Source organism: Vibrio sp. 1F255 (assembly GCF_041439145.1).
Classification (GTDB): Bacteria; Pseudomonadota; Gammaproteobacteria; order Enterobacterales; family Vibrionaceae; genus Vibrio; species Vibrio crassostreae_C.
The window spans coordinates 1-11160 of record NZ_JBGONQ010000061.1; the positions used below are offsets into that span (position 1 = coordinate 1).

Annotated in this window: 8 protein-coding genes and 1 tRNA gene; 6 read left to right on the forward strand and 3 right to left on the reverse strand. The window is 45.2% G+C overall.

Going from position 1 to position 11160, the window contains the following annotated elements; all coding sequences use genetic code 11:
- Window positions 1-101: 101 nt before the first annotated feature.
- Window positions 102-178, reverse strand: a tRNA-Arg gene (locus ACED41_RS21055).
- A 298-nt stretch (window positions 179-476) separates the two neighbouring features.
- On the opposite strand from ACED41_RS21055, the gene ACED41_RS21060 reads away from it, so the two are divergent.
- Window positions 477-890, forward strand: a complete 414-nt coding sequence (locus ACED41_RS21060; protein ID WP_017063036.1) for a cytochrome c5 family protein — start codon at window positions 477-479, stop codon at window positions 888-890.
- A gap of 81 nt (window positions 891-971) precedes the next feature.
- On the opposite strand, the gene rep is transcribed toward ACED41_RS21060, so the two are convergent.
- A complete protein-coding gene (gene rep, locus ACED41_RS21065) occupies window positions 972-2990 on the reverse strand; it encodes a DNA helicase Rep (protein WP_017061960.1) in 2019 nt (672 codons plus the stop codon).
- A 180-nt stretch (window positions 2991-3170) separates the two neighbouring features.
- On the opposite strand from rep, the gene ACED41_RS21070 reads away from it, so the two are divergent.
- The 4 genes from ACED41_RS21070 to ACED41_RS21085 all read left to right on the forward strand — a co-directional run bounded on the left by ACED41_RS21070 (window position 3171) and on the right by ACED41_RS21085 (window position 8382).
- A complete protein-coding gene (locus tag ACED41_RS21070) occupies window positions 3171-3752 on the forward strand; it encodes a TetR/AcrR family transcriptional regulator (protein WP_371725626.1) in 582 nt (193 codons plus the stop codon).
- 18 nt (window positions 3753-3770) lie between these two features.
- A complete protein-coding gene (locus ACED41_RS21075) occupies window positions 3771-4877 on the forward strand; it encodes an efflux RND transporter periplasmic adaptor subunit (RefSeq protein WP_371725627.1) in 1107 nt (368 codons plus the stop codon).
- 11 nt (window positions 4878-4888) lie between these two features.
- Entirely contained in the window at window positions 4889-8011 is a 3123-nt protein-coding gene (locus ACED41_RS21080; RefSeq protein ID WP_048661258.1) for a multidrug efflux RND transporter permease subunit, read from the forward strand.
- A gap of 119 nt (window positions 8012-8130) precedes the next feature.
- Window positions 8131-8382, forward strand: coding sequence for an accessory factor UbiK family protein (locus ACED41_RS21085; protein WP_017061964.1), 252 nt, complete (start codon window positions 8131-8133; stop codon window positions 8380-8382).
- A 162-nt stretch (window positions 8383-8544) separates the two neighbouring features.
- On the opposite strand, the gene ilvC is transcribed toward ACED41_RS21085, so the two are convergent.
- A complete protein-coding gene (ilvC, locus tag ACED41_RS21090) occupies window positions 8545-10029 on the reverse strand; it encodes a ketol-acid reductoisomerase (protein WP_017061965.1) in 1485 nt (494 codons plus the stop codon).
- 146 nt (window positions 10030-10175) lie between these two features.
- On the opposite strand from ilvC, the gene ilvY reads away from it, so the two are divergent.
- Entirely contained in the window at window positions 10176-11066 is an 891-nt protein-coding gene (ilvY, locus tag ACED41_RS21095; RefSeq protein ID WP_017061966.1) for an HTH-type transcriptional activator IlvY, read from the forward strand.
- Window positions 11067-11160: the final 94 nt, after the last annotated feature.

Here is an 11160-nt window from a genome sequence, read left to right on the forward strand (position 1 = left end):
CTCGCGACCACCGGAATCACAATCCAGGGCTCTACCAACTGAGCTATAGCCACCATTATTTCTTTTTGCCAATTTCTCACTTACCGAAGTAAGAGACCGGATGGCGCGCCTGAAAGGATTCGAACCTTCGGCCTTTGGCTCCGGAGGCCAACGCTCTATCCAGCTGAGCTACAGGCGCATGCCCTGTCGGCGGAGTGGAATAATACGTATATCACCCAATGCCGTCTAGTACTTTTTTAACTTTTTTTTCTGTTTGGTCTCTTTTTCGACAGTTAATATGTGATAAACCCCTTATTTGAGTACTACAACCCGCCACAGCTTATAAGTTGTTGTTTATTGCAACAACTTATCGGGATATAATCACCCATTATTTACATTGGTTTAACAGTTGCTCTTTGCTGGTTAAAGCCAAAACACCCTTCCAACACTATAAATTGGTAAGCATGTACTTACCTTGGGAATGTAAAGTGAGTTTAATGGATATGTCTCGTCGAATTTTAAGCGTTGTCATCGCAGTTTTAACCTTTTCAACTGGCGCAATGGCTGCAGGCCTAAGCGAAGCGGAGCACGATGCAATTGCTGAACGCATCAAACCAGTTGGCCAAGTTTACCTAGTCGGCAGCGAGCCAGTAGCCGCAGAACCAACAGGTCCTCGTGATGGCGCAGCAGTTTACGGTACCTTTTGTATCGCTTGTCACGCATCTGGCGTAAGTGGCGCACCTAAAACAGGTGATGCTGGTGACTGGGGTCCTCGCATTGCTCAAGGTCGCGACATTCTAGCTGACCACGCAATCAACGGCTTCAATGCGATGCCAGCGAAAGGTTCATGTATGGATTGTTCAGACGACGAAATCAAAGATGCTATCGAGCACATGATTGCCGGTCTGTAATTAAAAATGCCAGATTCAGAAAAGGTGACCTCATGGTCACCTTTTTTATTGGCTTCTATATAGTGCGATTAAAGTAGGGCATTACTTCTTGTTGAACATCGCTCGAATATTCGCAATGTGCGCCTGCCCTTTTTCCATTCTTTCTTCAGCGGATTGAGGCTTCTTAACGCTTTCCCACTCCACATCATCGTGCGGCAGCTCATCGAGGAAGCGGCTTTGTGTTGGCTTTATTAATTCACCATATTGACGACGTTCACGACACTTAGTAAAAGTCAGCTCTTTCTGCGCTCGAGTAATCCCCACATACATAAGACGACGTTCTTCTTCTACGTTGCCTTCATCGACACTGGTTTGGTGCGGCAAGATGCCCTCTTCTGCACCCATCAGGAATACATATGGGAACTCTAGACCTTTCGATGCATGCAATGTCATTAATTGGACTTGATCTGCATCGTCATCATCCTCACCACGCTCCATCATATCGCGCAGCGTTAAACGTTGAACCACCTCGCGCAGGGTTTTCTCTTCTTTATCGTAGTTGTCACCCTCAAGATCGGCCACAATCCAGCTATACAGATCAGAGACGTTCTTCATTCGCATTTCAGCGGCTTTCGGGCTCGCTGAGGTTTCGTACAACCAATCTTCGTAGTTGATGTCACGAACCAAAGAACGAACGGCTTCAACCGTATTACCACGCTCGGCATTGTCTGAGATACGAACAATCCAGTCACCGAAGCGGCGCAAATTTTCTAAACCACGCCCCGTCAGTGTCTGCTCTAAGCCCATCTCAAAGCTGGCTTCAAACAAGCTCTTGCCACGCATATTGGCGTAGCTGCCTAACTTCTCAAGCGTCACCGGACCAATCTCTCGGCGCGGTGTGTTTACAATACGTAGGAAGGCGTTGTCATCATCAGGGTTCACCAACACACGCAGGTAAGCCATGATGTCTTTAATCTCGGCTCTCGCGAAGAAAGAGGTACCGCCAGAGATCTTGTAGGGCACGCGGTTCTGCATCAGCGCTTTTTCAATTAAGCGCGATTGGTGGTTACCACGGTAAAGCACCGCGTAATCTTTGTACTCAGTACGGTTCAAAAACTTGTGGGCGATGATCTCGCCGGTAATACGCTCTGCTTCATGCTCTTCATTCTTAGCATTCAGTACCTTGAGCTTTTCACCGTCTGGGATCTCTGAGAACAGTGACTTTTCATAAACGTGTGGGTTGTTGGCGATCAAGATGTTCGCCGCACGTAAGATTCGACTGGTTGAACGATAGTTTTGCTCGAGTTTGATCAAACGAAGATTCGGATAGTCCTCACCCAGCAACACCAAGTTTTGCGGTTTTGCACCACGCCATGAATAGATAGATTGGTCATCGTCACCTACTACTGTCAAGCGACCACGCTCTCCCACCAGTAAACGAACCAACTCATATTGGCTGGTGTTGGTATCTTGGTATTCATCGACCAGTAAATAGCGGATACGCGACTGCCAGCGCTCACGCACCTCTTGATTGGTTTTCAGTAGTAATACAGGCATCGCGATCAGATCATCAAAATCGAGTGCGTTGTATGCCTTCATCTGTTTCTGGTACATCTCAAAACAGAATGCAAACAACTGCTCTTGTTCGCCTTGAGCACGTGCTTTCGCCTGATCTGGCGTCAGCATGTCATTTTTCCAATTCGAAATGGTGCTCATTAAAGCGCGTAGCAAATCCTTATCACCATCGATCTGTCTCTCTGTTAACTCTTTTAACAAAGCTAACTGGTCTTGGTCATCAAACAGAGAGAAACCCGCTTTCAAACCCAGCGCTTTGTATTCACGGCGAATGATGGTTAAGCCCATGGTATGAAAAGTCGAAACAATCAGCCCTTTCGATTCGCCCTTACCTAGAGTTTGCCCAACACGCTCTTTCATCTCGCGTGCCGCTTTATTAGTAAAGGTCACCGCCGCAATATTACGCGCCTTATAGCCACATTCCTGAACCAGATAAGCAATTTTATTGGTGATAACACGTGTTTTACCGGATCCAGCGCCCGCTAATACTAAGCAGGGGCCCGAAACATATTTCACGGCTTCATCTTGTCTTGGGTTCAGTTTCATTTGATTCTCAGTTTGGTCTAGAGGGGCGAATTCAATTGCGCGCCTATAATAATGCTGCAACAGCACGAATGCTACGTTCTCTTATACAAGATTTTTACGCTGATTATGTAAAACTTTGTTGCACATGTGTGTGGTTATTAGGCTATAATGAATGAACGTTCATTCATTGGTGGTTGAAATATGACAACTCATGCACCTCGGGATAAACGCCAGCAAATACTTTCTGCAGCTGAAAAGCTAATTGCAGAGGTCGGTTTCCAAGGCCTTTCAATGCAAAAATTAGCCAAAGAGGCGGGAGTTGCTGCAGGCACTATCTACCGCTACTTCGACGATAAAGACCACTTGATAGATGATGTTCGAGTGCTCGTGACTCAACGAGTAGCAGATGCTGTTCAAGAAGGGGTTGATGATTCGGATCCAATTAAACAACGCTACCGTACTATGTGGTTGAACATATGGAACTTAGCGGGAACGAACTTAGCCGCGATAAAAAATCGGGTTCAATATGACTCACTGCCCATCACAAATAGCCTAAACTTCAGGGAACTAGAACGTAAAATGTTTGCCCAAGTTGAGCTGCTATTTAATGAGGGTAAAGAGCAAGGACTGTTTAAACCACTTGATAATGAAGTATTAAGCGGCTTGAGCTTAGCGGCTAGTGTATCTCTAGCGCGAAAGCATTCTTTAGGATTTTACCAACTCGACGAGGCAGAACTAGAATCTGCAATAGAAGCCAGTTGGGATGCAATAATTAAACACTAGATCGGAGTTTTGACCATAATGAAAAAGTGGACTTTCTTCATGTTACTCATCGCTGTACTTCTTTTCGGCAGCGTTATTGGGTTCAACATGTTCAAACAACAAAAAATTGCTGAGTATATGGCCAACCGCCCTGAACCAGAGTTTCCAGTAACGGTTACTGAAGTTCAGCCGATCGACTGGGTTCCAGTAATTGAAGCTATCGGCTTCATCGAACCTAACCAAGGTGTCACGCTAGCAAATGAAACCAGCGGTGTTATTGACCAAATCTCTTTTGGTTCTGGTACTGATGTTAAAAATGACCAACTTCTTGTTCGTCTTGATTCTGGCGTAGAAAAGGCAAATCTAAAGAGTTCTGAAGCTCGCCTGCCTGCGGCAAAAGCAAAATACAAACGCTACCAAGGTCTATTCAAGAAAGGTTCTATCTCTAAAGAAGCGTACGATGAAGCAGAAGCGAACTACTTCTCTCTATCTGCTGACATTGAAAGCCTAAAAGCATCGATCGAGCGTCGTGAAATTCGCGCGCCATTCGACGGTACTGTTGGTATTCGTAACGTATACCTAGGCCAATACCTACAATCGGGTACAGATATCGTTCGTTTAGAAGATACCAGTGTGATGCGCCTGCGCTTCACAGTTTCTCAAACTGATATCTCTCGTATCAATGTTGGTCAGGCTATCGACATCTTTGTTGATGCTTACCCAGAGACACCGTTTGAAGGATCTATCAGTGCAATTGAACCAGCTGTAAGCATCCAAAGTGGTCTTATCCAAGTTCAAGCAGACATTCCAAACAATGATGGCAAGCTTCGTAGCGGTATGTTCGCTCGCGCTAACATCATTCTGCCTAAATTAGAGAACCAAGTAACTCTGCCTCAAACAGCGATTACTTTCACTCTATACGGTGACAATGTTTACATCCTGACTGAAGAAGACGGCGTTCAACGTGTTGCTCAACATGTTGTAAAAGTAGGTGAACGTACAGCTGATATTGCACACATCCTTGAAGGCGTTAAAGCCGGCGATACGGTTGTAACTTCTGGCCAAGTACGTCTAAGTAACGGTGCCAAAGTTAAGGTTGTTGAAAGTGATGCAATCACTCCACCATCTGAAACACCTAAGCTGTAACTGGAGGCACAATGCGCTTTACTGATGTTTTTATTAAACGTCCAGTTCTAGCGGTATCCATCAGCTTTTTGATTGCGCTGCTTGGCTTACAAGCAATCTTCAAAATGCAGGTGCGTGAATACCCTGAAATGACGAATACCGTCGTAACCGTAACCACGAGTTACTACGGTGCAAGTGCCGATCTTATCCAAGGCTTTATCACCCAGCCCCTCGAACAGGCTGTGGCTCAAGCGGATAACATCGACTATATGACTTCTTCTTCTGTGCTCGGTAGTTCTACTATTACCGTGAACATGAAGTTGAACACCGACCCGAATGCGGCGCTGTCTGACATACTGGCCAAGACTAACTCGGTGCGTTCTCAGCTTCCTAAAGAAGCCGAAGATCCAACCGTAACCATGTCTACCGGTTCAACGACAGCTGTACTCTACATTGGTTTTACCAGTGATGAGTTGGTGTCGAGCCAAATTACCGACTACCTAGAGCGTGTAATCAACCCGCAACTATTCACGGTAAATGGTGTATCTAAAGTCGACCTTTATGGTGGTATGAAATACGCACTGCGCGTATGGCTAGATCCATCAAAAATGGCAGCTGTTAACCTAACTGCTACTGATGTTATGTCGGTATTGAATGCCAACAACTACCAGTCAGCGACAGGTCAAGCTACTGGCGAATTCGTTCTTTATAACGGCAGTGCCGATACACAAGTATCAAACACTGAAGAGTTAGAGAACTTAGTCGTTAGAAGTGGTGAAGGTGAGATTATCCGTCTGTCTGACATCGCTAAGGTTTCTCTAGAGAAAAGCCACGACGTTTATCGTGCAAGTGCGAACGGTCAGGAGGCGGTTGTTGCAGCAATTAATGCGGCACCAAGTGCGAACCCAATCAACATCGCTGCAGATGTACTTGAGCTTCTTCCTCAGCTAGAGAAGAACCTTCCAAGCAACATCTCAATGAACGTAATGTACGATTCAACCATTGCGATTAACGAGTCAATTCAAGAAGTTATCAAGACAATTCTTGAAGCGGCATTAATCGTATTAATCGTAATCACATTGTTCTTAGGTTCATTCCGAGCGGTACTGATCCCTATAGTTACTATCCCACTGTCGTTGATTGGTGTAGCAATGGTAATGCAGGCAATGGGCTTCTCTTGGAACCTGATGACGCTACTGGCAATGGTACTCGCCATCGGTCTGGTGGTTGATGATGCGATCGTAGTACTTGAGAACGTCGACAGGCATATCAAGCTCGGGGAGTCCCCTTTCCGCGCTGCGATCATCGGTACTCGTGAAATTGCGGTCCCTGTTATCGCAATGACACTCACGCTAGGTGCGGTATACGCTCCAATCGCGATGATGGGCGGTATCACGGGCTCGCTATTTAAAGAGTTCGCATTAACCCTAGCCGGTTCTGTATTTGTATCGGGTATCGTGGCACTTACGCTGTCGCCAATGATGTGTTCAAAAATGCTAAAAGCTCACGCTGAGCCGAGCAAATTTGAGCAGAAAGTTCATAGCGTTTTGGATGGCATGACTAACCGTTACGAGCGTATGCTTGGCGCGGTTATGAACCACCGCCCAGTATTCATTGGTTTTGCGATCATCGTATTTGCAAGCTTGCCGATGCTGTTTAAGTTCATCCCTAGTGAATTAGCACCTTCAGAAGATAAAGGTGTAATCATGCTGATGGGTACGGCACCATCTAATGCGAACTTAGACTTCATGCAAAATACCATGAACGACGTAAACAAGATTCTGTCTGATCAGCCAGAAGTAGCTTACGCGCAGGTGTTCACAGGTGTTCCTAATGCAAACCAAGCGTTTGGTATTGCATCTATGGTTCCTTGGAGTGAGCGTGAAGCAAGCCAATCTGAGGTAGCAAACCGGGTTGGTGGTTTGGTGAAAGATGTACCTGGAATGGCAGTAACAGCCTTCCAAATGCCAGAGCTTCCAGGTGCGGGTTCAGGTCTTCCAATTCAGTTTGTTATTACAACGCCAAACAGTTTTGAGAGCTTGTTCCAAATTACCACTGACATCTTGACTGATGTAGCGACAAATCCACTATTCGTATACTCGGATCTCGATCTAAACTACGACTCAGCAACGATGAAAGTACACATCGACAAGGATAAAGCGGGCGCATACGGCGTAACCATGCAAGATATCGGTATCACGCTAGGTACCATGATGTCAGATGGCTACGTAAACCGTATCGACTTGAATGGTCGTTCTTACGAGGTTATCCCTCAGGTTGAACGTAAATTCCGTTTGAACCCAGAATCGATGAATAACTACTACGTACGTGCTGCGGACGGTAATGCTGTACCACTAGGCAGTTTGATTACGATTGATGTTGTGGCAGAGCCTCGCTCTCTTCCTCACTTCAACCAATTGAACTCAGCTACGATTGGTGCAGTACCTGCTCCAGGCGCTGCAATGGGTGATGCAATTGCATGGTTTGAAGACACGGCGGCGAATAAGCTTCCAAGTGGCTACAACCACGATTACATGGGTGAAGCACGTCAATACGTAACTGAAGGTAGCGCACTTTACGCGACCTTTGGTCTAGCACTGGCTATCATCTTCTTGGTACTAGCGATTCAATTCGAATCTCTAAAAGATCCACTGGTTATCATGGTATCTGTACCACTGGCGATCTGTGGTGCCCTAATTGCTCTAGCTTGGGGTGCGGCAACGATGAACATCTACTCACAAGTAGGTTTAATCACGCTGGTCGGCCTGATTACCAAGCACGGTATATTAATCTGTGAGGTTGCAAAAGAAGAACAACTGCATCACCACAAGACTCGTATTGAAGCGGTGATGGAAGCAGCAAAAGTTCGTCTTCGTCCAATTCTGATGACAACAGCTGCGATGATCGCGGGTCTAATCCCACTGATGTACGCAAGTGGTGCAGGTGCAGCTCAGCGCTTTAGTATCGGTATCGTAATCGTTGCTGGTCTAGCTATTGGTACTATCTTTACGCTATTTGTACTGCCAGTGATTTACAGCTACCTAGCTGAAAAACACAAACCTCTTCCTGTATTTGTGGAAGACAAAGATCTAGAAAAACTAGCTCGCGTCGATGAAGCAAAAGCAGCACACAGAGAATTAGCAGATAACAAGTAATCGCTAAGTCGTAAAACAATCAAAAAGGCTACTTCGGTGGCCTTTTTTTATACGCGATAGGCGACATCTCAAGTGTGATTAAATAGAATAGTGATAAATAGTCAGGAGTTTTAATCGATATGTTTGATCCAAAAAAACTAGAGCAAATTGCTAAGCAGATCCACGACTCTATGCCTCAGCCAGTAAAAGAACTGGGTTCAGACGTAGACCAGAAAGTTCGCCAAGTTATCCAAGGCCAGCTAAACAAACTAGATGTTGTAAGCCGTGAAGAGTTTGATGTTCAGACTCAAGTACTACTGCGCACTCGTCAGAAGCTCACTGAAATGGAACAAAAACTGGCTGAACTAGAAGCAAAGCTTTCAGACAAATAGTCATTTTTTTCAATCAGTTCAAGTTCGAATAAAGGCTTACCTTCGGGTAAGCCTTTATTTTTTCCTCAATCTATCAAGCCTTCACCGGTAAAATAGTTGCAAGCATAAAAAAGCCCCGAACAAATGTTCAGGGCTATTTTTATTCAGTGATGAACTGGAAGATTAACCGCCAACAGCGATACGCTTCATGTCGCTCATGTAGCTACGTAGCTCTTCACCAATGTATTCTACAGGGTGGTTACGGATAGCTTCGTTTACTTCAATTAGCTTAGCGTTATCAACTTGGTTAGATGTCTCACCTAGACCACGGCCGATGACGTCCGTTGCTACTGAAGGCATGAACTTCTCACGTAGTAGCGGTGTTGCTACGTTAGCGAATAGGTAGTTACCGTACTCAGCAGTATCAGAGATTACAACGTTCATTTCGTAAAGACGCTTACGAGCAACTGTGTTTGCGATTAGTGGAAGCTCATGTAGAGATTCGTAGTAAGCAGACTCATCAATGATGCCTGATGCCGTCATAGCTTCGAATGCTAGCTCAACACCGGCACGAACCATAGCAACCATTAGGATACCGTTGTCGAAGTACTCTTGCTCTGAGATTTCTACGTCAGAAGCTGGGTAGTTTTCGAATGCAGTTTCGCCTGTCTCTTCACGCCAGCCTAGTAGGTTCACGTCATCGTTCGCCCAGTCAGCCATCATTGTGCTAGAGAAGTGACCAGAGATGATGTCATCCATGTGCTTATTGTAAAGCGGACGCATTAGGTCTTTAAGCTCTTCAGAAAGCTCAAACGCTTTAACTTTAGCCGGGTTAGATAGGCGATCCATCATGTGAGTTACGCCACCAAACTTAAGTGCTTCAGTAATCGTTTCCCAACCGTATTGTAGAAGCTTGCCTGCGTAGCCAGGTTCGATGCCATCAGCAATCATCTTCTCGTAAGATACGATAGAACCCGCTTGTAGCATGCCACAAAGGATAGTTTGCTCACCCATCAGGTCAGATTTAACTTCTGCTACGAAAGAAGACTCTAGGCAACCTGCACGGTGACCACCAGTACCTGCAGCCCAAGCTTTAGCGATATCCCAACCTTCGCCTTTAGGGTCGTTTTCTGGGTGAACAGCGATAAGTGTTGGTACACCGAAGCCACGTTTGTACTCTTCGCGAACTTCAGAGCCTGGACACTTAGGTGCAACCATTACTACAGTAAGGTCAGCACGTAATTGCATGCCTTCTTCCACAACGTTGAAGCCGTGAGAGTAACCAAGAGCAGCGCCTTGCTTCATTAGAGGCATTACTGTTTCAACAACGTTTGTGTGTTGCTTATCAGGAGTAAGGTTGATTACTAGGTCTGCTTGAGGGATTAGCGTTTCGTAGCTACCCACAACAAAGCCGTTTTCATCAGCATTTTTGAATGATTGACGCTTTTCATCAATTGCCGCTTGGCGTAGAGCGTAAGATACGTCTAGACCAGAATCACGCATATTTAGACCTTGGTTTAGGCCTTGAGCACCACAACCAACAATTACGATTTTCTTACCTTCAAGGTATTCAGCTTCTGTCGCGAATTCTTCACGATCCATAAAGCGGCAACGACCTAATTGGTCTAGTTGTTCACGAAGGTTTAATGTATTGAAATAGTTAGCCATTCTAGGGCACTCCTTTAAAAATAAGTCCGTAAGGTCGATATCTCTCTATCGAATGACTTCATACTAAAACAGACACTCCGTTGCTGAAAGTGATATATTCACAATTAGTTATTGCAATAAATGCAACATGGAAACGATCGCAGAACATGAACATAAAATCTCTACAATTATTTATACATTTATGCGACAGCAAGAGTTTCAGCAAAACCGCTGCTGCTATGCACGTCAGTCCTTCAGCGCTGAGCCGTCAGATACAAAAGCTTGAAGAGGAAACAGGACAAGAACTGCTAATCAGAGACAACCGCAGTGTTGATCTTACCCCAGCAGGAAAACACCTATTGCCTGTAGCATTGAGCATCGTGGGAGAGTGGCAGCAATATAACCTTCACCTGAAGGGCGGAGAGCAAGAACTTAAAGGTGAGATCCGTATATTTTGTTCAGTAACGGCTAGCTACAGTCACCTACCTGAACTCATAACCGAATTTAGGGCTATTCATCCGTATATTGAATTTAAGCTCTCTACTGGTGATCCAGCTCAATCCATCGACAAGATCTTAAACGATGAAGCGGATATCGCGATTTCAGCAAAGCCAGACATCCTTCCTTCAAGGTTAGAATTCGAAACCATCAGCGATATTCCACTGTCAGTCATCATTCCATCTGGTGTGAGTAGCTTTAGCCAACAACTGCAATCCGATAAGCCAAACTGGAATGAAGTGCCCTTTATCATCCCAGAAGCAGGAACAGCGCGTGAACGAGCCAATGCATGGTTTAAAAAGATGAAGATAAAACCCAACATATACGCGCAAGTTTCTGGCCATGAGGCGATTGTAAGTATGGTGGCACTAGGATGTGGAGTTGGCATCGCACCTGATGTGGTCATAAACAACAGTCCAGTAAGAGATAAAGTTAGCCGCTTAAAGATAGAACCTATCAAGCCATTTGAGTTAGGCGTATGTTGTAAGCGAGCACAGCTAGATAACCCTCTAATTCGAGCGTTCTGGCAAGTTGCAGAAGGGAAATATTTAGCGGACTAGTCGTCATTGTTTTAATACCAATTAAAGTAAAAATGTGAGCTAATTAAGATTGATGAATTATTGTGAAATTTAGCCATGGATAGCCTTAATAACA

Coding starts and splice junctions, on each gene's coding strand:
- ACED41_RS21085 (WP_017061964.1), top strand. CDS start 8,131: ATGTTTGATCCAAAAAAACTAGAGCAAATTGCTAAGCAGATCCACGAC.
- ACED41_RS21080 (WP_048661258.1), top strand. CDS start 4,889: ATGCGCTTTACTGATGTTTTTATTAAACGTCCAGTTCTAGCGGTATCC.
- ilvC (WP_017061965.1), bottom strand. CDS start 10,029: ATGGCTAACTATTTCAATACATTAAACCTTCGTGAACAACTAGACCAA.
- ACED41_RS21075 (WP_371725627.1), top strand. CDS start 3,771: ATGAAAAAGTGGACTTTCTTCATGTTACTCATCGCTGTACTTCTTTTC.
- rep (WP_017061960.1), bottom strand. CDS start 2,990: ATGAAACTGAACCCAAGACAAGATGAAGCCGTGAAATATGTTTCGGGC.
- ACED41_RS21060 (WP_017063036.1), top strand. CDS start 477: ATGGATATGTCTCGTCGAATTTTAAGCGTTGTCATCGCAGTTTTAACC.
- ilvY (WP_017061966.1), top strand. CDS start 10,176: ATGAACATAAAATCTCTACAATTATTTATACATTTATGCGACAGCAAG.
- ACED41_RS21070 (WP_371725626.1), top strand. CDS start 3,171: ATGACAACTCATGCACCTCGGGATAAACGCCAGCAAATACTTTCTGCA.